The sequence below is a fragment of the Neobacillus niacini genome, assembly GCF_030817595.1.
Lineage (GTDB): Bacteria > Bacillota > Bacilli > Bacillales > Cytobacillaceae > Neobacillus > Neobacillus niacini_G.
On the sequence record NZ_JAUSZN010000001.1, the window covers coordinates 1,586,597 to 1,608,158 of the forward strand.

Consider the following 21,562-nt stretch of genomic DNA (forward strand, 5'->3'; position numbering starts at 1 on the left):
GATTCATACATCCTTAAATAAATACTTTTCCATTCGGATATCAAACCACATTTTATCCGCCCAGTAAGTGAAATTTTCGATACGTCCAATCTCTTTGTATCCTAGCTTTTCATACAGCTTTCGAGCCTGTGTGTTAAATTCAAACACACCCAATTCCACACGAGTTAATCCAGCCTTCTTTATTTCTTCTTCTAGAAATTGAATCGCCTGATACCCAATCCCTTTCCCCCTGCCCGCAGGTTCTCCAAGGGTAATGCCAATCCATGCAGTTCCTGCTTCATTCTTATAAAGGTGCTCGGGGTCAACCATATAGTTCATTTCACCGACCAACTGGTGATCAAGATAAATCAGGTACGTGTGATGGTGTTCCAGTCTTTGTTTTAATTCATCCAGTGTCAAGGTGTCTCGTCGTTCCAATGCTACCTTGTCTTGGTTAGGGCGGGTTAATGGGATTAAATCGGGATTGTTTTCCCATTGGTTAAATACGTCAACAAGCGCTTGGGTAGGTTCTGTTAATTTTAAGAAATTCGTCTTCATGATGGTCTCCTCTTCTGGAAATCAAATATAAATATATTTATAATTGAAATTTATCTTTTATGACTTTCGCTACTTCTTCCGCACTCATATTTGTATTATTAATTCTGATATATTCTTGTCTTGTAATTTCACCCTCGAGAGAATTCAACCTGTATTTTTCCATCGACCTCTTTAGGTTATTTTCAGACCATTCAATATTTCTTTTGGTCGGTTTATACTCTAGACGGTGAGTACTTTTATTTCGCTCCAGTCTTTCATTCAAATCTGCTTCAAGTTCGACGAAATAAACGTTGCCTCCTCTTGACTCGAATATCTGGCAGACTTTGTCTACATATTCCCAATCTGAAGGATGATCAAAGGCCCAGACATAGGTGAAAATCAATCCTTCCAAATCACTCTTTGCTACGGCCTCGAATATTTCCTGCCGAAACAAGCTTACTAATCTTTGTCCTTCCTTCGTACCGAAATCAAAAATTGGCGTAACCAATTCAATCGTCATATGATTATGAAAAAGCTTTAAACCAGTTATTTTCGCTAGTTCTTGCCCCACCGTCATTTTTCCAACAGCCTGTGGACCAAATATCAAAACAAATTTCATAAAATCCTCCTAACACTTTCTATACACTATGAAGATAATAAATTCTCTTTTTGTTACAAAATTCCTTCATTGATACATTCAAATCTTAGTGTCAAAAAACTGTCGAAAAATCGGAATCATTTGAAGAATGTCTTTTTACTTTTTGCAAACAATAATTCTAGTGTTATTTCTAACACACAAATAAACCGGTAGAGGTGACTAAATATGAAAAAAGATAACAAAACAAAAGGGGAACCCACTCTTGCAGAAGGCATTAATACAGAGGATATCTTAAATCAAGATGCTACCCAGGAAGAAATCGAGAACGGAGAATCAACAAATGTTACGGTTTTAACATTAGATGAAAATGACCCCAGTTAAAAGTAATCCTGTAAAAAAGCGATGCCCAATTCGCATCGCCCTTTTTTACAACTTATACCATAAGGCCCTGGGTAAAATTCCCAACCAACCAATCCACTATATATCACGACTGATTCAACCTTCCCATTAAAATGGTATGATAAAAATTTCCGTCCGAAAGCAATTTATCATTTTTTAAAGTACCTTCCACTTCAAAGCCATATTTTTTATACAGTTTAATGGCTTTATCATTGGTCTCTAGTACATTTAAGTTGATTTTCTTTATTCCAGTTGTATCTGCCCACTGAATCGATTCATCTAAAAAGCTTTTTCCTATATCATAACCCCAGTAGTCTTTTAAGACACAGACCCCAAATTCTACTTTATGAGAGAATCGTTTTAATTGGTTTCCTTCACATCGGCAAAAACCTACGATTCTGTCATTTACCTCAGCTACCAAAAATATGTTGTTAGCCCGTTCTGTATCCTCTTTAATAACCTGTTTAAAACCTGATTCATCTATGTATGCCTCACCTGGTTCCCTATCCAAATTCTCTGTTTCACCATCAATCTGCACTCGGACTTCAGACAAGCTTTTCGCATCCTTCTCCATTGCTGACCTGATAATATACCGTAAACCATTTATCGTGAATTCTTTGGTATCAACAAGCACTTAAGGATCCTCCCTATGTGAAAAAATATACTGAAGACTCATTCATTTATTCTAATCTTTTATAAGTAGACTGTAAAATAAAAAGCGCAATGGACAAAACCTCATCCATTGCACTTGATTTATTTTATATACTTACTGATTCATGCTGTGGCTGTAGCGCTTTTTTCAATGCCTGAACATATTGATTTTTTGCTTTTTTCCCTATCTCAGAAGTTGGATTTAATAGTTCAAAACCATGGTAAGCACCTGGATACAAGTGAAATTCCACAGGAACTCCTGCTTGCGCCAATTTTGCTACATATTCTATGGTTTCATCACGGAAAGGATCTAACTGACCTACACATGTATAGGTTGGCGGCAAATTAGAAAGATTTTTTGCACGGGCAGGTGCTGCATATGGTGAAATTTCTCCGTTTGCATGTTCGCCCAAATACATTCTCCAGCCTGCTAGATTATTTCCACGGTTCCAGATTGCACGTTCATCCGTAATTTCGTAGCTGGAAGGTGTTACATTACGGTCATCAATCATTGGGTACAATGGCATTTGGAAAGATATGGCTGGTCCCTTTCGATCACGGGCTAACAAACTTAAAGCGGCAGTCAAGCCTCCTCCTGCACTTTGACCCGCAACAGCAACACGCGACACATCAATATTCAACTCATCTGCGGCCTTCGTCATCCATACCAATGCAGCATAACAATCTTCGAGTGGTGCCGGAAATGGATGTTCAGGTGCAAGACGGTAATCCACGGAAACGACAACACACTGTGCTTCCTGTGCAAACTCTTGGCAGTCTCCGTCCGAACTATCTGCGTCTCCTAATACGTAACCTCCTCCATGGATAAACAATAGAGCTGGAAGCTTTGTTCCATTCCGAGGTGTCGGTTCATAAATTTTAACCTTCATATCCTGGCCGTCACCGCCAGCTATGCTGCGCGTAGTAATGTTAACGCTTTCAAGTTTTTCAATTGGAATGGCTGGTGCTTGTCTTGCTTCCTCCAAACCCTCAGGAAGACTAAGCGGCGGGAAAACTGTAAGTATTTCTTTCAATTCTGGTGCTACTCTGCTCATAAAATCCATTCAAAGATCCCTCCTATACAAAACTTCTTTTCTATGAATAATCAAAGCTCGTACAGTAATCATATGCAATTACATATAAAGATATAACAAATTAATAGACTGTTAGACCTATTTTTCCCAAACTATTTCTGTCCATTTTCTTCAATTCTATAAAATCCAATAATGGACCAAATGAACCTTTTTTTCATAAAAAAAACACCTCTATATAAGAGATGTAAAATATTCTCAAGTATGACTGATAAAATTATTTTCTCAAAATGATAGACTGCAAATGAAAAGGTCCAAACCTCCTTTTTCTAAAATCTAAATAATTTACTTAATAAGTATCGCTGGATATCCTTTTGCTTTCAACTCTTCGACCAAGCCCTTTGCATTTTTGATATCTGCAAATGCCCCCACTTGGACGCGATATATTACGTTAGTTGATGGATTCTTTACTAGACCATACTGAGCAGCAATCCCCTCCACCACTGCTTTCGCAGCTTTTTTCTGGTACTGCGTTGTCCTCATTTTCATAGCTTCATTATGGTTAGTCATAAAGGCGAATTCGATTAATATTGCGGTCATCTTGGTTTCTCTTACTATCTGAAAATTAGCTGCTTTAACTCCACGATTTTTAAACCCTAATTCTCTCACTAAATTGACTTGTATCTTTTCAGCGAGTGCAGCTGATTCTTTTGGCCACGTGGTATACAGATATGTTTCAGTGCCACTTGCATCGTTCCAACCTGATCCGTACGCATTCAGATGGTAATCGATATGGACATTAGCACCCCAGGTATTTATTAATTCACAGCGTTTGTTTAGCGGAACATCACTTTCCCCAGTAGGATCATCAATCCGTTTTTGACTAACTCCTTCATAATTTTCAAGTTCTATCATTACAAGCTTCACAATCTCACTTGTAACCTGCCATTCTTTATATCCATCGGGGGACTGCTTTCCTGGCGTGATACGTGCATGTCCTGCAGCGTGAGATATTTTCAACATAAAGTACCCTCCTTTTTTTTAAAAAGGAACTTTTTCTAGTTTTTTGGACAATCATAGCCCTCTTTTAGCTCCCTTTCATTCACCCTTTATATATGGATAAGAAACCAAAATGGACAGGGTCAAAATAATCCCCAAAAACAAAAAAGCATGGAACATGATGATCCATGCGCAAGTAACAAAATTTAATACTGAAATCCTTTATCCCCTGTTATTTTTATCACACCTTCCATTTTTACACGAATGTAAAATGAGACTGAATCAAAAATTAGAGGAGGGTATTGTATTGTTAAAGTTATTTATTTTCGTATTAATCCTTATTACTTTGGTCGTGTTAAGTATGTTTATTGCTGGTGTGCTGGAGTTACATAAGCAAGAAAAGGAAGACAAAAAGAATATCATCAGAGACGGAATGGAAGGATATTTGGACAAAACGTTTGGTTTTGGGAATGTAACCATCTTCAAATCGATTCTTGATGCTGATGGCAATACTAGATACTTAGTATATTTGCCAAAGTACGAATGGTTTAAATCTCCGCAATATGAATGGTATGAAGTCTATGCGATACAGAGCGGATTTAAACACAACGCCATAAAAGGTTAATAGATTTGCAAAAGAACACCTCAATTGTTGAGGTGTTCTATTTTTAAATAATGCCCCTATAACCATCCCTCATCAATTGTACTATTGTCGGCGAGAGAAAATGCTGCATTCGTAATGGCTTTTGATAAGGTTTCACCATTTGCACAAACATCATTAAAACAAACCTCATGTTCACCTGCTGCAGAATATGTATAGCCGAAACTTTTTAATCGGTCAACAATTAAAAGTGCTTGTTCAAGGTTTTCCTCCGGCTGAAAATCATAAATAAATACCCTTTTTTCTGCGTCATACCATCTGTCATACCGATTTAATTTCCACCCAAGTATTCTACGTGCAATGACCTCTGTTTTGTTCATATCTGACAGACCTCTTTTATTCTCTAGATTATTATATTTTACCATTCCTCAATCTAACCATCTGTTTCAATATTGTGTCACAGGTTATTTCATAGGTGCAAAAAAGGACCAATATGGCCCCTTCCGGTTTAAGAATTATTTTAGTAACTTCTCAATATCATTTTCCATCTCTTCAGGCAGGGTACTTGGAAAATAGCGTTTAACAACATTTCCATTTTGATCAATTAAAAACTTAGTAAAGTTCCATTTAATATCAGAACTCTCTAGAATCTGTGGAAAATTGTTACTGAGATGCTGGTATAATCTACTGTGGGTATCCATGTTACTATCCTCTGGTGCCTGCTCACGTAAATACCGATAGAGCGGATGTGCATGCTCCCCATTTACATCAATTTTCTTAAACACAGGGAAACTTACATCATAGTTGACTGAGCAAAATGCTTGGATTTCCTCATCCGTACCAGGTTCCTGCTCGCCAAATTGATTACAAGGAAAGGCTAAAACCGAGAATCCCTGATCTTTGTAAGTCCTATAAACTTTCTCCAAACCCTTATATTGCGGGGTTAAACCACATTTACTTGCAGTATTCACAACCAGCAATACTTTTCCCTTAAAGTCCTCTAAGCTACTATTTTCACCATTTGAATGCTCAGCTTGAAACGCATAAATCGACATATGTATACCTCCAGCTCTTTTCTTCGTAAGTTATTAAAACTCAATACTACTATTCCACAAAAAACGGTCATAAACCTGCAAAAACAAAAAAGTTAAATCTCTTCACTGAGCTATTTCACAACGAAAATCTTCGAACTGATACAAAATGAACAGGAAGTTCAGCTTTATTTTCACTATAGTAATCTTTAAGCTTACCTTCATATATGAATTGAAATTTGGATACGCTTTGCAAATCATGAGGTGTAATAAGTGATAGAGGCTTATCAAAATCGATGATGTTAGATTGATTTAGTAGAAATGCAACAAATTGAGAGCAGAAGAAGGCATTTTTCCTTTTTATCGGTATATTAAACATAACGCCAAATAAACCTAATAAATTATAGCGATAATCTTTCTTCTGTGCTTCCAATTCTTTTAAAAAATAGTTCATCTTTTGAATTTGTTCCTCTGTTACGGTGATAGAATAAATGGCACAGTCCGCTTGTTTAAATAAACCTGCCTTCACATCTTCCCTAACAAATCCTCCTATAAAGGGGTTTCGGACAGTTTTTCTCCCAAAGCTATATACCTCAGATAACTGGCTATCACAGGAAATGGATGCATGATTATATGGTTTTTTCGTATATAACTTTATTAATTTTGTTAAAAATGAACCCGTATTCGTTAAAAGAAGGTACATCTGTTTTTCCACCATCATTAGCCTCCTCAAGAAAACTTCTCTGTTTTTACTATACAAATAAAAACTTAAGAAAAGTTTCATAGAATCCTTAAGATATTCTTAACTTTTAGGAGTGTTTATTTTACATGTAACGCGGACTCTTTTTTACAAAAAAAATCACCTTTCCTGTGGGATAGGTGATTACATTGCTCCTTACATTGCTTTGTACTTTTATACTAGGTCAACCTCTTTCCATTTTCGAACACTATTTATAAACCAGACTCTTGTTGCTTTTTTTAAATCAGAGTGTGTGAGTACTTTTTCGTGTATTTCTCCATTTTGTAGTAAACTGTCACGAAAAGTCCCAGCTAGTAAACCGCTGTTTACGGGCGGAGTCCATCGTACACCGTCAATTTCCAGGGCAACGTTGCCATTTGTAAATTCGGTTATTTCTCCGTCTTGATTCCAAAGCAGGACATCAAAAGCTTCTGCTGGCTTCTGTTTTTGAAACTTTTCGTAGATTTCGCGATTGGTGGTTTTATGGTACAGAAATGGATTGGTTTTATCGACTGGCTCATCTGCTATGACCACTTTTAACACTGCATCCTGTTGGGTGATAGGTTGACCTTCGATCATTAACTCTCCATCTTTAGCCAATAATAATCGAACCTTGATCATCCCGTTATGTTGTTTATCTCTATACTCGTTTAAGAATCCTTTTATCCTTTCAACTTCGATAGGATACCCAAAATACCGGGCTGAATTCTCTAGGCGTTTAAGGTGCTCTTCAAGCAAAAAATAATCCCCATTGTCCAGCAGCAAACTTTCTAACAACTGGTATTCCGATGGTTTTTCCTCTAACAGCTTTGCTTTTGCAAGAATCTCATTGTATTCCCCTTCTGATGTGGAATCCCATGTAACTCCTCCGCCAACACCATACACGGCGCTGCCAGTTGAATGGTCAATCAGCACTGTTCTAATAGGTACATTAAAAATCGCTTCTTTATCTGGTGTAATATAGCCAATAGCACCGCAGTAAACCTCACGTGGTTCATTTTCTAAGTCTGCAATGATATTCATCGTGCTAACCTTTGGTGCACCTGTAATGGACCCGCATGGAAAAAGTGCTTTAAAGATATCTAAAAGGGTCGTGTTTTCTGTTACCTTTGCAGAAATGGTGGAGGTCATTTGATGAACCGTCGGGTATTGTTCAATTTCAAATAATTTCTCAACCTCAACCGTTCCTGATTCAGCAACCATTCCGAGGTCATTTCGGAGCAAATCGACAATCATAAGGTTTTCTGCACGATTTTTCTCGGATTGAAGCAGCCAGTTTGCATTTCTTGCATCCTCTTCAAATGACGCCCCTCTTTTAATCGTACCCTTCATTGGTCGAGTTGTAATTCTTCCATTTTTCAAGTGAAAAAACAACTCAGGTGAAGCAGATACTATACTATGTTCACCCGTTTGTATGTAAGCGCAATAATTAGAGCTTTGTGCTTTTTTTAGCCTATTATAAAAAGCAAGACTATCACCGCTAAATTCTGAATGAAGACGGATGGTATAATTCGTTTGGTATGTATTCCCATACTGTATAGATTTTTTAATAGAGGAGATTGCTTGATTATACTCCTCCATCGTAATGGCTGGTTTCCATTTAGATACGGAAAAATCCCCATCACTGCTAATTTGTTGAGGTAGGGGTTTTGAAAAAATACCAAACCAGAGCAAAGGAAAAGAACCCCCGCTTTTGACTTTAAATGCTGGATCAAATGCGGAAGCACTCTCGTATGATAAATATCCTGCAACATAATACCCTTTTTCTACAGCTTCTTGTACAAGCTGAAAGCACGGTAAGACATCTTCCACTTTATGTGCGGCTATCACTCTGACCGGATTTTGAAACGTTAATGGTTTTATTGTTCCGTTTGAATCGGCAAATTCAAATGCTAAAAGAGGTTCTTTTTGTATCATGATCTATGCTTTCACCCTTAAGTTTTCTGATTTTTAAAAGGAAGGCTGTGTTAAACTTGGCTGTTGATTTGCGCTCCTGGCGCTATGCTTTCCGCGGGCTCGCCCGTGAGCCTCCTCGGTCGTTCCCGACCTGCGGGGTCTCACTCAGCTCGTTCATCCCGCAGGAGTCAAGCGCCCTCCGCTCCAATCAACAGGTTCTAAAATCAACAGTATCCTTTAACACAGCCTAATTGAAAAGAAACCTCTTTTAGTTTATTTATCCTTGTTTCTTTCGTCAACTCTTTCAGCTATTTCCTGGGCTAACTCGGTGGCGTAGTTTGGCCGCAATTTTCTTGGTGATACATCTTTTTTGGCTGTATCATTTGCTCCTGTACGTCTCCTGTAGCTCATTACTAAATAAATGAGGGAGTAAATGACAACCATACTACTTCCAGTAATGAGGCCTGCTGTTTGTCCTGGAATAAAAGGCATGCATAATAAAACGATGATTAAGCTTATTAATGCAATCCAAGATGTAAGAGGGAACCCCGGCATTTGACAGATCCCGCCCGGCGGACATCCTTCCCTTTTACGAAAGCGGATATGACTTGCCATGATTACGGCATAGGTAAAGATTAGAGCAAATCCGCCAGATGTAATTAAAACAAGATAGGCTCTCGGAAATAACAGACCAAAAAACAGTCCAATCATCATGGACAGCCCGGAAAATAAAATACCTTTGTACGGAACATCTCTTTTGTCCTTAAGCCAATGCGGTGCATGACCTTCATCAGAAAGGGAACGAATCATTCTTCCTAATCCAAAAATACATGCCAGCATCGCTGAGAGAATCGCTGAAATCAATACCAGATTTAGCGCCGTACCTGCCCAGCCAATCCCCCATCGATTTAGTGAGGCAACCATCGGACTTACGTTTTCACTAAGTTCTGCTGTAGGAATAAGTGGCAGCAGCACTGCCGCATACAGGATATATAATCCGACCAATGAAAAAACGGTATAGCGAATCGCTTTCGGTATCGTTTCAGTTGGATTATCGGCCTCAGTTGCCGCTAATCCAATGATCTCAAAGCCCGCATAGGCAAAAACAACCAGGAGCATACTTCCAGCAATCCCCTGTACTCCTCCAGGCATGATTGGTTCCCTCGCCAACTCTCCGGCACCAATCGCTGGTGTTCCTGGCATTAAACCTACAATCAAAACCAATGCCGTTAAGATAAAAAAGATAATCGCAAAAATTTTAACTGCAGATAACCCGCTTGCCAGCTTTCCTATTTTATCTGCTCCTAATAAATTAAGCAGCGTAACCGCTACAATAATTGATCCACCTAACCAAGCGATTGATACATTCGGTACCCATTCACGAACCAACAATGAAATGGCTGTAGCTTCACTCGACATCGATAAAACGGTCCCTGTCCAATAAAGCCAGCCCACAACAAATCCTGTTCCCTGTCCAAGTTCCCTTGCCGCAAATGTACTAAAGGAACCTACTGTGGGTGCACCCACAGTCATCTCTGACAAAGCATATAAGATCAGATACACAAGCCCGCCGGCTAAAATATACGATATTAAAATAGATGGACCTGCTGCATTAATCGCCACAGATGATCCAAGGAAAAAAGACCCCCCAATGACACTTCCTAACGCCATCATCGTTAGCTGCCATGCAGACAACCCTTTTCGCTTGCGCTTCATTATATTTTCAGCCATTTTGCATGCTCACCCATTTTCTAAAATAATCTAACGTTATTATTTACATCATTTAGAAAAGGATTCTATGGGATATGCTGCTAGTATTTGTAAACACCCTTTGAATGGCCGAGAGGTATCCTGCAATTGACAAAAAATTTACAATTCACCAACTGTGTCTTAACAATTCTTTACTATAATGAGTGTAACTAGGATGATTGGGGAGGAGGATGTTGCATGCGTGAGTTCATGTTTAGAATCGTCATCTTGATTCCGATTTGTACTTTTATGTAATAAACCTTCACTATTCCTAATAAAACCTGCACAAATATGCCTCTATTTTTATTCTAACGAACTTGGCAGCTGTTGATAAGCTAATTTCATAATGATTTCTTTGTGTTGCGGATAAACTTTCATCAATTCTTCTTGTGTAAACAGTTCAAAGTCTTGAAATTCAAATCCTGGGGAAACCATACATCCCACTAGTGAACAAGTTTCCTTCTCCGAAACAGAAGACCCAAATATGGAATTTTTCTTCACTAAGACTTGGGGTACTTCGCCTGCATCAAGATTCATCCCTAACTTTATTTCCTTATAATCGCCACTTTCATCAATGACATGAATACTTAAAGAACTTCCACCGTGATAGTACCAAAGTTCATCTGATTTAAGCCGGTGAAAATGGGAGACATCATCAGAGGTTAAAAGAAAATAAATACTGGTATATAGCTTACGTATTCCCTCGTAATTAACGGACAATTCGTTGTCACTAATATGTTCATCTGACTTAAAAGTTTCTTTGTAGTAACCACCTTCAGGATGTGGTGTAAGGCCAAGCTTCGAAACTAGGTTATTCAAATCATTACGATGCATGATATAATCCCTCCATTCTACTATTTGTTTCATCTATAAACTTATTATCTTTTTTACACAACAATAAAAGCTGCCTTCATGGCAGCAATATACTTACCAGATTTTCCGCTGGTTCAACAAATTTATTAAAAAATCCTTCTAAAAAGACGACCTTATTTTTTTTCTAACTTTTCGAAGGAATTTAAGCGGCTATACCAGTGAGCCAGTAAATAGAATGAGGTTAGGATCAAGAAAGAATATGTAAAAGACCAATCAATTTTCTTGTATAAATCAAATTTAGCCAATGCAGGCATACCTACATATGCACCTAGCACTCCAAAAAAAACTGCTTTTAGATATGGATTAAAGTTAGGCCTATATTGCAACAATAGCATGACAAACACTGGTAAAACAGAAAGTCTGTACGAAAAATTTATTGTGGCTACGGGAACTACCTTTACCGGATAAGCCCATTTTCCAAAACTAACTCCAAGCGTATCAAGGATTTCTGATAATACCATTACTAATAAACCTGCAGAAAATAAACGAGCTGTGCTTTCACGATTTCGGAAAATCCCCCAAATAATCCAAGGGGCAACGATCATAGCTAATGCTGTCCACCACTGCCAAGTAAATAGAAAGGCATTCATTACTGTTTCAACAATTAACTGGTTTGCCTCATTAATCATTTTAGTTGCTTTATCTACTTGTTGCAATCCTTCTTGGTAAGTCATCGACTACCCACCTTCATCACAATTTCATGTCCTGTTAGTTTACACTGTAGCTTCTTTAGCTATTCCCCATTCAAAAGTAAACTAGTTTATTGAAAGGTATCCGCACAGAGTACCCAAGAATTTAAAATGAAGGTAAAAAAATGAACCTGGATATCATTACATTTTTGAGATATATCTACAAATTCTCACCAATTTCTACGCGCTTTTATAATATTTCTACAATCCACATAAAAACAAAACGCCACCGATTAATGGCAGCGCTCTTTTGGTTTTACTATTATATTACTCTCTTCAATTCCTCTATAAAGCCAATTACCTCTTCTTCTTTTGTTGCCCAGGAAGTCACGAGGCGAATTGCCGATGAATCAGAATCTACCTTCTCCCAGACATGAAAAGCATAGTTGTTTTGAAGCTCGGTGATAACTGCATTCGGCAGTATCGGAAAAATTTGATTTGACGGTGAGTGGGTCAAAAACTTTATATTTGCTTTTACGAGCTCATCTCTAATCCTGCCTGACATCTGATTTGCATGCGCGGCCAAATCAAAGAACAAATTATCCCGAAAGAGTTCAAGAAATTGTATGCCCATCAATCTTCCCTTGGCAAGGAGCGCCCCTTTTTGCTTAATATGGTAACGAAAATCTTCCTTTAAAGATCCACGGCAAATCACTAATGCCTCACCAATCAAAGCTCCATTCTTTGTCCCGCCAATGTAAAACGCATCGACTAGGTTTGGGAGATCGCTCAACAGCAGATCATTCTCCTCTGAACACAATGCAGAACCAAGCCTTGCACCATCCATATACAATATAAGCTGATTACGTTGGCAAAAGTCATGTAACTCCTGCAGTTCGCTCTTAGAATATATAGAACCAATTTCAGTAGAATTCGATATGTAAACTAATTTCGGCTTTACCATGTGCTCATCCGGATGACCGTCTAGTACTCCCTGCAAATCCGCTGGTGAAAGTTTTCCATCTTTCCCCTCAACTGATAGAATTTTATGACCGGTTGCTTCGATGGCACCTGTTTCATGACCCAGAATATGTCCGCTGCTAACGGCGATTGCCGCTTCATGTGGTCTAAGGAAAGCTGATATAGCAATAAGATTGGTTTGTGTTCCTCCTGAAATGAAGTGAATATCTACGTTGTCATTTAGGAGTTTCTCCTTTATCCGTTCACTTGCTTCTTTCGAATATCTATCCTCACCGTACCCCTCTTCCTGCTCCAGGTTGGTTTCTAGTAGTGCATTTAGTATTCTAGGATGTGCCCCTTCACTGTAATCGTTCTTAAAGCTGTACATTCTATTGCCCCCGTTTATCACTTTTTCTAATCATCGTACTATATCTTACCAAGATTTTTTACAACCTGCCAAAAAAAAGTCACATGTTTCAAACCGAAAAGAAGTAAAATATTCACTACCACTCACTCGACGCTTTTGGTATTATTACCAATATCAGATTTTCATAATGGGTTATTAAGGGAGACCAAACAAGTGGAGATTTATAAAAGAAAAGGGAATTTAGTTAAAATGCACCCTGCGCAAATCCTTGTTCTCGGATTCGGCGGGCTAATATTATTGGGGACTTTCCTTTTTATGCTCCCAATTGCTACTTATGAAGAGGGGCGTGGGCTAAGCTTTATTGATGCTTTATTTGAGGCCACCTCAGCGGTTTGTGTAACCGGTTTGGCTGTTGTCGATACGGGCACCACCTTTACCTTGTTTGGAGAGATTGTTCTCCTCTGTTTGATTCAGGTTGGCGGGTGGGGATTTATGACAACAGGAATATTTATGTTCATTATCTTAGGGAAAAAAATTGGATTAAAGGAACGCTTATTGCTGCAAGATTCCTTAAATGTTTTTTCTCTTGCTGGCGTTGTCACCTTAGTTAAGCGGATCATTCTTATTACATTTATTGTGGAATTTCTTGGGGCTGCTGCTTTAGCCATTCGCTGGTCTTTTGAAATGCCGCTTGGGAAAGCCATTTATTATGGAATCTTTCATTCGATTTCCGCATTCAATAATGCAGGTTTTGGGCTTGAACCTGATAATTTAAGTAAATGGGTTGGTGACCCTGTTGTAAACATCGCCATTACTTCTCTTTTCATTACTGGGGGGATTGGTTTTACCGTTATCCTTGATTTATGGGCTAAGAAATCTTTTCGTAAACTATCTCTTCATTCCAAAGTTGCGTTACTCATGTCACTCTTTTTAAATATTATAGGATTTTTAATTATCTTGATTTCGGAATATAGCAATTCGGCTACTATTGGAAACCTAGCGTTTGAAGATAAGCTTTGGGCTTCCTATTTTCAAGGAGTCGTTACCAGGACCGCTGGTTTTAACACAATTGATATTGGAGCCATGAATCTTTCCTCTCTTGTTTTCATGATGGCACTAATGTTTATAGGTGCATCTTCAGGGTCGACTGGCGGCGGAATTAAAGTAACCACTTTCGCTATTATTATCTTAGCTTTTTGGGCAGTCGTGACAAATCGTGACCACGTGAACCTTTATAAAAGAAGAATTTCATGGGAACTGGTAAATAAATCACTATCGATTGTCGTAGCCGCTTTATTTTTTATCTTTCTAATCTTCTTTTTACTAACTTTTACTGAAAAAGCTGATATGAGCAAATTACTATTTGAAACCATTTCAGCTTTTGGAACCGTGGGTTTGTCAGCAAATTTCACACCAGAACTCTCCCCAGCCGGAAGAGTATTGATTACGATTATGATGTTTATAGGCAGACTTGGGCCATTAACCATGGCATTTGCTTTATTGAATCCTAAAAAAGAAGCCAAGGTAAAATATGCAGAAGAAAAAATATTAATTGGATAATGAAAAACACACCGTTTATGCTTTGAACGGTGTGTTTTGCAGGTTATAAATTACTTTTCTAGGATTTCCTTAATTTTTTTCAAATCTTTCATATTTGCTTTCTTCATCATGGAAGACATAAACGGCGAGATTATTTTTGAAAAGCCAGTTGGATTCCCTTTATTTCTTAAGGTCATTCGTGTTTGATTATCATTAATCGCTTGCCATGAATAGATAGTCTCCATTGGAAAAGGTCCTTGAGCCGTTTTCATCACCAGTTTCTTTCCAGGAATGAGTTCTATAATTTCATACACATAGGCAAGATCACGGCCAAGAAATTTTGCTTTAAACGCAATTTGTGAGCCTAAAGTTAGTGGTTTTGGTGTTATCCATTCAGCAGAATTAATATTTACGTACCATTTAGGGGCATTTTCAGGGTCCGCCGCATATCCTGAGACCTGTGAAATAGGACAATTAATGGTTATTTCTGTAACGACATCAACCATATCAAATCCCACCTTATTTCTTTTCTACGTAATTTTTAAGTAAGGTTCCGAGAAGGTATTCCCAGCCCTTTTTGTGCTCTTGTTCCCATTGTTCTTGGATGACACCAGAGGCTGTATGTGAAAGCTGCAATACCGTACCCTCATCTTTTTCAAGAAGACGATAAGTATAGGCACTATTTACTGCTCCCTGCATACCGAGATGACCGAAGAGGCGAATTTCTGCAGGAGCGTTCACGTAGTATACATTGCCCCAAATGGCACCCTCTTTTTCACCCCATTTTTCAATAAATTGTCCTCCTGGAACAGGCTCAAAGGTAAAGTGAGAGGTTACACCTTTAGGAGCAATCCGAAACTCCCACCAATCCTCCACTTTTTCCGTTAAAGCTTTGAAAACCTCTTCACGTGGTGCGTCAATAAATAGCTCCTGTTCAATTCGAAATTCACTCATTTGTCCATTTCCTCCTTTTTGTCTTACTGTCGACCGTAGGTTTAATAGAGAGCTGGCAGTTGTTTGCATATATTTCCCTACCCAGCGGTTATGCATTTCCTGTAGAGGTACCGCATTAAGAAAGTTTCGTTTATACTTCCCTTCACGCCTGACCACCACCAAATTGCCTTCCTCTAAAATCCTTAAGTGTTTCATGATGGCATATCTAGTTACATCCGGAAAGTATTCGTCTAATTCACCCGTTGTTTTAGGTGACTGCTTAAGGATATCCAAAATCTGCCTTCGGATCGGGTGACCTAATGCTTTAAATACCGTTGAAAGATCTTTGTCCATTACTAAAACCCTTTCTTCAAGGATTTAAAAAACATGTTACCAAAAAGTCACATATATTTCATGTGACCTTATAGTAACATGTTAACAAACAGCGGTCAAGCTGACTTACTATCATAAAAAAAGACATTATCTCCCTAAAGAGACAACGCCTAAGTCCAACCATTTAAATTCATTTTAGTAGTTTGATATCTTGTACTCACATTATTTATATAAACAATTGAAGAAAAGGTTCGATGGACAAAATAAACACCAACCAATTGGACGGTGTTTATTTAAACGGCTAAAAGTTTAATGACAAAATTTCTGCCAAATATTCTACTTATGCAATAAAACCTTTACTAACTAAATTAATGTGAGCTTTTTGTTTAAGTAATCTAATCTTTTGTTTTTTGGTTAATCTTCTCCAAATCCTTACTTTGAAATACATAAAAAGCCCTCCTAACTTATGATTGGAGCCCCTCCAAATACTTCTACACATTTCTACTTTTTCATCTATCGAACACTAATTTTAATATTTTTGTGATTATGTTTTCATTTTAACAAACATATTGTTGATTGAGAATTTAAAAAGGTCGACCAATTCTAACGTAATGTTACAAAATTCACTGTTAATTTCATGATATTCATACTTTGAAAAAGAATATTACTAGAAATTATCCCATTCATGTCGAAATGTATTTCGAATATTATGAAAATATATGTCAATATTGCGAACGATTAAGTATAAAAATAGCCCTTCAGTTAAGTAACTGAGGGCCTTTAGTTCATTATTCTTCCTAATAAAAAGGAAAACTTTGTCCATTTGTGCAAGTGTTAAAATTGTACTCTACTCATTTGTCAAGGTAACTGGCACCCAAATTTCACTGCGAAAAGTTGGAGATGTTACGTCTTTATGCTCGTTCCACAACATTTCTGGTCCCACTGCAAGTTGATAGTTTGAAGAAGGAAACCATTCTGAGTAGATTCTACCCCATACATTCTGCAGCATATCAGGAAATGGTCCGACTACTTCAAATACTGCCCAAGTTAAGGCAGGTACTTCTAGTTTCGTTAAATCATCAGGACATTCCTTCGTTGTTGCCACTCCGATATAGTGATCTAACTCCCCTTTTTCCTCCATTCGCCCTTCTGAAAAGTTCGTCGATGCACTAAGCAGTCCAATTGGCTCGACATTAGAAAGCTGCTTAAGCCTATTAATTTTCTCCATATCTAAACTTTGCCACATCGCTGAAATTTCCGGATTCACGCCATTAAATATAATGGGAACTCTCTTTTTAATTCCTACTAGGTTAAAGTGTTCTTTTTCAACTATTCGGTAGTTCATTTCACTTGCTCCTTTAATGGATAGTTGGAAGGTCATTCTTGGAAAAGTTTTCAACGATTGACCGCCGTTTCTTGCTTCCGAAGGTGTAATTCCATGCAAGCTCTGAAAAGCTCTTGTAAAGGAGTCTGGTGAGTTATATCCATATTTAATGGCTATGTCCAATATCCTCGCTTTACTATTCATCAATTCAAAAGCTGCAATTGAAAGACGTCTGCGCCGTATATACTCAGACAGTGATACACCCGCTAGATAAGAAAACATTCTTTGGAAATGAAATTCCGAGCAAAAAGCGAGCCTAGCCACTTCTTTATAATCGATATCGCCCAGCAAGTTTTCTTCTATATATCCTATTGCTTCGTTCAATCTTTTTAGCGAATCCATGAATGACCTCCTCTCATTAAAAGAATAGCAGAATGGAAATGGAAACATCCGACTATTCCTGCACAGATTTGCAGGATTATATTCCATCTATTAACAGGCTAAGCCACATGTACATTTATTTTTTCCAAAATACAATGAATAAGCCGCAGGAAATTCCTGATTCACTCGCTGGACCTCTTTTGCAAAATCCTCCTCTGTTTTCGGGACGTCTGCTAATGAATTCGCCTTATCCTGGGTATCAATGTTTGCTCCAGGCGGTACAAAGCTGTTTGGTTTCAGCTCTACTCCATTGGTAACCACCGCTCCAGAGGAAATAAAGCTTCCCTCCCCAATGATAGCATTATATACGATTGCCTTGAAGCCGATGAATACGCCGTTTTCCACTCGGCATGGACCATGTACCAGGGCACCGTGCGCAACAGAAACCCGGTTCCCAATATAGATGGAATACCTTTTATTGTCTTTCTCAAAATACTTATTTTTTAAGCCGTGAAGAATCACACCGTCTTGCAGATTACTATTGCTTCCAATATAAAAAGGAGTTCCTTCATCAGCCCGGATACTTACAAAGGGTCCGACGAAGGTATTATTTTGAATGGTTACATCACCAACGACATACGTAAAAGGACTTAAAAATGCTTGATTATGAATAATGGGAAACCGAGGATATGGATTTACCGAAGTTGGTGGATTATAGCCGACATAGTAACTGTATAGGTTGAATGGTCCATTTTGATACCCTTGTTGATTCCACAATTTTATCTCTCCTTTCTTTTTGAAATCGTTAATATGTATGTAGATAATGGTGACATATGTATTCAATTTATTTTCTCTTTATCACCAAGCAGACGGCAACACTGTTGCCGCCCTCTAGTTAAACAATAAGATTTGTCCCGATACTTGCTATAACTCTCTCCATTTACCCAAGATAAGCCAAGGTTGCATGATCGGTTTTTCTAAATGTTAAGAACCAAGGGACCCCTAATGGTCCTCCATTTAAGAATGGTGGTACGATTTCAATATACATTTTTGTATGAACGTCGTAGACTCGTACAGATCCTGTAAATTCACCTGTAGGTTCACCCGTTTCATTATCAACTGGTCCATTAATTGGTACATACAGTTTTCCGTTTGGTCCGAACAAAATAGCAGCTGCGAAAACGCGTGGATTTCCCACAGTATACAGCTCAATTTTGTCGATTAAGTTCCCCATTTGGTTGAAGATTAATATCTTATCGGTATCGTTCTCGTCCGCACGAAAACTTGTAACGTAAAGATTACCGTCAGGACCCCAAACTAAACCTTCAGGACGGTGAAGATTGTTTTCTTCGCTGGACGTGATGAAATCTTCAAGGTGCTCCCCTGTGACCGGATTAAAACGTAGAACCCAGCCATCAAACCCATTAAAAATATTGACAACAGAGACATACAGTAAGCCATCATGTGGACCGATGACTACACCGCGAGGAAAGAACGGCGCAAAGAATTCAGGGTGTAAGAGGTTGCGTAGAAACTCACCATTGCTACCGTTGTATTCCCTTAACTCCCCGGGCTGATTGTTAATGTCGAGAAAGTCTGCAACAAAAAGTGAGTTATTGTTTGAGAGGATAATCCCACGGGGTGCAAAAGAAGCGGTAAAACCGACAGAACTGACGAGTTCACCTATAAGCGCTCCCGTTTTACCATTATATTTCAAGATATTCCCAGGTTCATTGACGTCACTTTCAACGTTTTGATTTGAAACAAGAAGATCTCCTTCAGGATTGAATAAAAGACCACGTGGTCCGTTTAGACCACCGCTTCCTGATGTGACAAATTCACCGAGGAATTCCCCAGTCAACGCATCGAATCGCTTAATCGTGTTATCCAAGCCATCACCAATATAAAGAAACTCTCTTCTTAATCCCATAAAACCCCTCCTTTCTAGTGAATGTAAGAGTAAAAAATTTTCCACTCTATTTAGTCTATGGAGATGTTTGCTTTAGTGTAAGGGACAAACTATCTGATAAAATAGCATATTTTAGTAGAATTAATATAAAATAGAGAGAACCGTAGGATAACGTATTAATCAATTAACCAGTTGCGGATTAAGGAACACACCGTATATATACAAAACAGCTGCATAAATGGGGTATTTATGTATAAATGGTGCCTGTCACCCAAACAGCCAGAGTCCTATTCGGACTCTGGCTGTTTCGTTTTTGGTTCTCCGTTGTTTGCTTGCTGCTGATTGGTTTTGAAGAGATCCTTTGATAGGGCGTTTAGTTTGTTTACGAAGCGGTTAAATCCAAATCCTACGAAGAAGGCGAAGCTTATTTGTGCGTAAGGGGTATCCTCAAAGTCTACGAATTCGATCAGTAAGATTCCGCTTTGGATTAAGGTGACTGCCACTATTGCTGTACCCGTTGCGAATATCGGGTAAAAGATGTACATAATCCATTCCCTATAGTCATTTAATTCGTCTTTCATGTAATGAGAACAAAACATATATAAATGTCTCAATGAGCCCCCAATGGATCCGGCGAAGAAATAATACAAAAAGATTTTAATGTCATCAATAAATGGCAGTGATTCATAAAGTGCTCCAGTCCATACGATCCCTATTGCTATAAAACTCCCAAAAAACAGCAGCGAAAGATATAGTAAAATACCGGCTTTTAACCAATTATTCACCGAAATCACCCCGCTTGTGATACTCCATCCTATGTGGTAACGGATGAGGGCGTGACTAATTCAGGTTACATAAGCCCAATCATTGTTATTTTACTAAATATGAATGAGCACAAAAAAAATGACGTTTGTAATACGTCATCTTTTCCTATCTATCTTAATTGTGCCCAAAATTCTAAAAACCAAGAATTTCGGTATCACAATCATGGCTGGAAGATGAAGAATTACTTCCCCTCCACCACTTCTTTAAATATTTCGTAAGAACGTTTTTGCTTCTCAACATCATAGATATACGACACTGCCATAATTTCATCTACACCATAGTAGTCTTGGAAGCTTGTCAGCTGCTGTCGGATGGTTTCTTTGCTTCCGATTAAGGTCACACTTGACATAGACTTTGCCATTTCTTCTTCCATTGGAGTCCAAATGCCATCCATGGTTTCAACAGGCGGCTTTAACGGATTACGTGACCCGCGAACCACGTTTAGGAAAAACTGGTGCATTGTCGTTTGTAAGATTTTAGCCTCTTCATCGGTTTCTGCACCTATGACATTTAAACACACCATCATATATGGTTTGTCTAGGTACTCAGAAGGCTGGAACCGCTCGCGATAAATCTTAATCGCTTCACCCATGAATTTTGGTGCAAAGTGTGAAGCAAATACGTATGGCAGACCCAAGCTTGCTGCTAAATAAGCGGAATCTGTGGATGAACCTAGAATATAAATTGGAACATTGGTTTCCACACCAGGATAGGCTTTTACATAACCTTGGTGCTCTTCTGGTCCAAAATAAGTCAGCAGTGCCTGAACATCATCTGGAAACGTATATACGGAGTCATTTTTTGAGCGGCGCAGCGCATTTGCAGTCATCATATCTGTTCCAGGTGCACGTCCAAGCCCAAGTTCCACTCGATTTGGATAAATGGTTGCCATTGTTCCGAATTGTTCAGCTACGACTAGGGGCGAATGATTTGGAAGCATAATTCCGCCAGAACCTACCTTGATTGTTTTGGTATGCTCCAATGTATGTTTAATGAGTATGGCAGTAGCTGAACTTACAAGTGTTGGAGTATTGTGGTGCTCGGCAATCCAATACCGCTTATAGCCCATTACCTCAGTTGCCTGCGCGAGATCCACCATTTCCTCAATTGCTTGCTGCGATGTCCGTCCTTCGCGAATTGGAGCTAGATTCAAGACGGATACAGGTATATTAAAAGTTCCCATTTTATTTATTAGTCCTTTCTTTTTAAAGGTGTATTTCTATAGTAACAATAGAAATACAAGAAACAAACTTATATGCTTTGCTTACTAATTCTAAAA

The 21,562-nt window shown here is 38.4% G+C and carries 23 protein-coding genes; 3 read left to right on the plus strand and 20 right to left on the minus strand.

The features are described 5' to 3' along the window. Positions 1-3: 3 nt before the first annotated feature. A complete protein-coding gene (locus tag QFZ31_RS07945) occupies positions 4-537 on the minus strand; it encodes a GNAT family N-acetyltransferase (RefSeq protein ID WP_307302272.1) in 534 nt (177 codons plus the stop codon). Between the two features lie 37 nt (positions 538-574). Then, on the minus strand, positions 575-1,135 hold the full coding sequence (locus tag QFZ31_RS07950) for an AAA family ATPase (protein ID WP_307302274.1): 561 nt from the start codon (positions 1,133-1,135) through the stop codon (positions 575-577). Positions 1,136-1,339: 204 nt separating this feature from the next. Here QFZ31_RS07950 and QFZ31_RS07955 point away from each other — a divergent pair, with 204 nt between their 5' ends. Continuing rightward, positions 1,340-1,495 (plus strand): hypothetical protein, encoded by a 156-nt coding sequence (locus QFZ31_RS07955; RefSeq protein WP_307302275.1) that lies wholly within the window; start codon positions 1,340-1,342, stop codon positions 1,493-1,495. 103 nt (positions 1,496-1,598) lie between these two features. Here the strand turns inward: QFZ31_RS07955 and QFZ31_RS07960 are convergent, their stop codons facing one another. The 3 genes from QFZ31_RS07960 to QFZ31_RS07970 all read right to left on the minus strand — a co-directional run bounded on the left by QFZ31_RS07960 (position 1,599) and on the right by QFZ31_RS07970 (position 4,218). Then, on the minus strand, positions 1,599-2,147 hold the full coding sequence (locus tag QFZ31_RS07960) for a GNAT family N-acetyltransferase (RefSeq protein WP_307302278.1): 549 nt from the start codon (positions 2,145-2,147) through the stop codon (positions 1,599-1,601). Positions 2,148-2,271: 124 nt separating this feature from the next. Beyond that, positions 2,272-3,228, minus strand: a complete 957-nt coding sequence (locus tag QFZ31_RS07965; RefSeq protein WP_307302280.1) for an alpha/beta hydrolase — start codon at positions 3,226-3,228, stop codon at positions 2,272-2,274. Positions 3,229-3,540: 312 nt separating this feature from the next. After that, entirely contained in the window at positions 3,541-4,218 is a 678-nt protein-coding gene (locus tag QFZ31_RS07970; protein ID WP_307302282.1) for an N-acetylmuramoyl-L-alanine amidase, read from the minus strand. A 283-nt stretch (positions 4,219-4,501) separates the two neighbouring features. On the opposite strand from QFZ31_RS07970, the gene QFZ31_RS07975 reads away from it, so the two are divergent. Further along, positions 4,502-4,819: a hypothetical protein gene (locus QFZ31_RS07975; RefSeq protein ID WP_307302283.1), complete on the plus strand. Its 318-nt coding sequence runs from the start codon at positions 4,502-4,504 to the stop codon at positions 4,817-4,819. Between the two features lie 56 nt (positions 4,820-4,875). Here the strand turns inward: QFZ31_RS07975 and QFZ31_RS07980 are convergent, their stop codons facing one another. The 8 genes from QFZ31_RS07980 to QFZ31_RS08015 all read right to left on the minus strand — a co-directional run bounded on the left by QFZ31_RS07980 (position 4,876) and on the right by QFZ31_RS08015 (position 13,060). Then, entirely contained in the window at positions 4,876-5,175 is a 300-nt protein-coding gene (locus tag QFZ31_RS07980; RefSeq protein ID WP_307302284.1) for a BC1872 family protein, read from the minus strand. Between the two features lie 135 nt (positions 5,176-5,310). Further along, positions 5,311-5,850: a glutathione peroxidase gene (locus tag QFZ31_RS07985; RefSeq protein WP_307302286.1), complete on the minus strand. Its 540-nt coding sequence runs from the start codon at positions 5,848-5,850 to the stop codon at positions 5,311-5,313. A gap of 115 nt (positions 5,851-5,965) precedes the next feature. After that, positions 5,966-6,544 carry a hypothetical protein gene (locus tag QFZ31_RS07990; protein ID WP_307302287.1) on the minus strand — a complete coding sequence of 193 codons (579 nt, stop codon included), beginning with the start codon at positions 6,542-6,544 and terminating at the stop codon, positions 5,966-5,968. 195 nt (positions 6,545-6,739) lie between these two features. Further along, entirely contained in the window at positions 6,740-8,482 is a 1,743-nt protein-coding gene (gene pabB, locus QFZ31_RS07995; RefSeq protein ID WP_307302289.1) for an aminodeoxychorismate synthase component I, read from the minus strand. Positions 8,483-8,734: 252 nt separating this feature from the next. Further along, on the minus strand, positions 8,735-10,192 hold the full coding sequence (locus QFZ31_RS08000; RefSeq protein ID WP_307302290.1) for an amino acid permease: 1,458 nt from the start codon (positions 10,190-10,192) through the stop codon (positions 8,735-8,737). 321 nt (positions 10,193-10,513) lie between these two features. Then, positions 10,514-11,044 (minus strand): cupin domain-containing protein, encoded by a 531-nt coding sequence (locus QFZ31_RS08005; RefSeq protein WP_307302292.1) that lies wholly within the window; start codon positions 11,042-11,044, stop codon positions 10,514-10,516. Positions 11,045-11,196: 152 nt separating this feature from the next. Next, on the minus strand, positions 11,197-11,757 hold the full coding sequence (locus QFZ31_RS08010; RefSeq protein WP_307302293.1) for a CBO0543 family protein: 561 nt from the start codon (positions 11,755-11,757) through the stop codon (positions 11,197-11,199). Between the two features lie 277 nt (positions 11,758-12,034). Beyond that, positions 12,035-13,060 (minus strand): threonine aldolase family protein, encoded by a 1,026-nt coding sequence (locus QFZ31_RS08015; protein WP_307302295.1) that lies wholly within the window; start codon positions 13,058-13,060, stop codon positions 12,035-12,037. 228 nt (positions 13,061-13,288) lie between these two features. On the opposite strand from QFZ31_RS08015, the gene QFZ31_RS08020 reads away from it, so the two are divergent. Beyond that, positions 13,289-14,599 (plus strand): TrkH family potassium uptake protein, encoded by a 1,311-nt coding sequence (locus tag QFZ31_RS08020; protein WP_307311430.1) that lies wholly within the window; start codon positions 13,289-13,291, stop codon positions 14,597-14,599. 50 nt (positions 14,600-14,649) lie between these two features. Here QFZ31_RS08020 and QFZ31_RS08025 read toward each other — a convergent pair whose 3' ends face one another. The 7 genes from QFZ31_RS08025 to QFZ31_RS08055 all read right to left on the minus strand — a co-directional run bounded on the left by QFZ31_RS08025 (position 14,650) and on the right by QFZ31_RS08055 (position 21,466). Beyond that, on the minus strand, positions 14,650-15,084 hold the full coding sequence (locus QFZ31_RS08025) for an SRPBCC family protein (RefSeq protein WP_307302296.1): 435 nt from the start codon (positions 15,082-15,084) through the stop codon (positions 14,650-14,652). A gap of 13 nt (positions 15,085-15,097) precedes the next feature. Continuing rightward, complete coding sequence (locus QFZ31_RS08030; protein WP_307302297.1) at positions 15,098-15,865, minus strand: SRPBCC domain-containing protein; 768 nt, start codon at positions 15,863-15,865, stop codon at positions 15,098-15,100. Between the two features lie 826 nt (positions 15,866-16,691). Next, positions 16,692-17,570, minus strand: coding sequence for an AraC family transcriptional regulator (locus tag QFZ31_RS08035; RefSeq protein ID WP_307302299.1), 879 nt, complete (start codon positions 17,568-17,570; stop codon positions 16,692-16,694). 90 nt (positions 17,571-17,660) lie between these two features. Next, the gene (locus QFZ31_RS08040; RefSeq protein WP_307302300.1) at positions 17,661-18,326 is read right to left on the minus strand and encodes a carbonate dehydratase; all 666 of its coding nucleotides are present in this window, start codon (positions 18,324-18,326) and stop codon (positions 17,661-17,663) included. A gap of 163 nt (positions 18,327-18,489) precedes the next feature. Further along, entirely contained in the window at positions 18,490-19,479 is a 990-nt protein-coding gene (locus tag QFZ31_RS08045) for a hypothetical protein (RefSeq protein WP_307302302.1), read from the minus strand. A gap of 266 nt (positions 19,480-19,745) precedes the next feature. Beyond that, positions 19,746-20,243, minus strand: coding sequence for a hypothetical protein (locus QFZ31_RS08050; protein WP_307302303.1), 498 nt, complete (start codon positions 20,241-20,243; stop codon positions 19,746-19,748). Between the two features lie 221 nt (positions 20,244-20,464). Next, a complete protein-coding gene (locus QFZ31_RS08055) occupies positions 20,465-21,466 on the minus strand; it encodes an LLM class flavin-dependent oxidoreductase (protein WP_307302305.1) in 1,002 nt (333 codons plus the stop codon). Positions 21,467-21,562 lie beyond the last annotated feature (96 nt).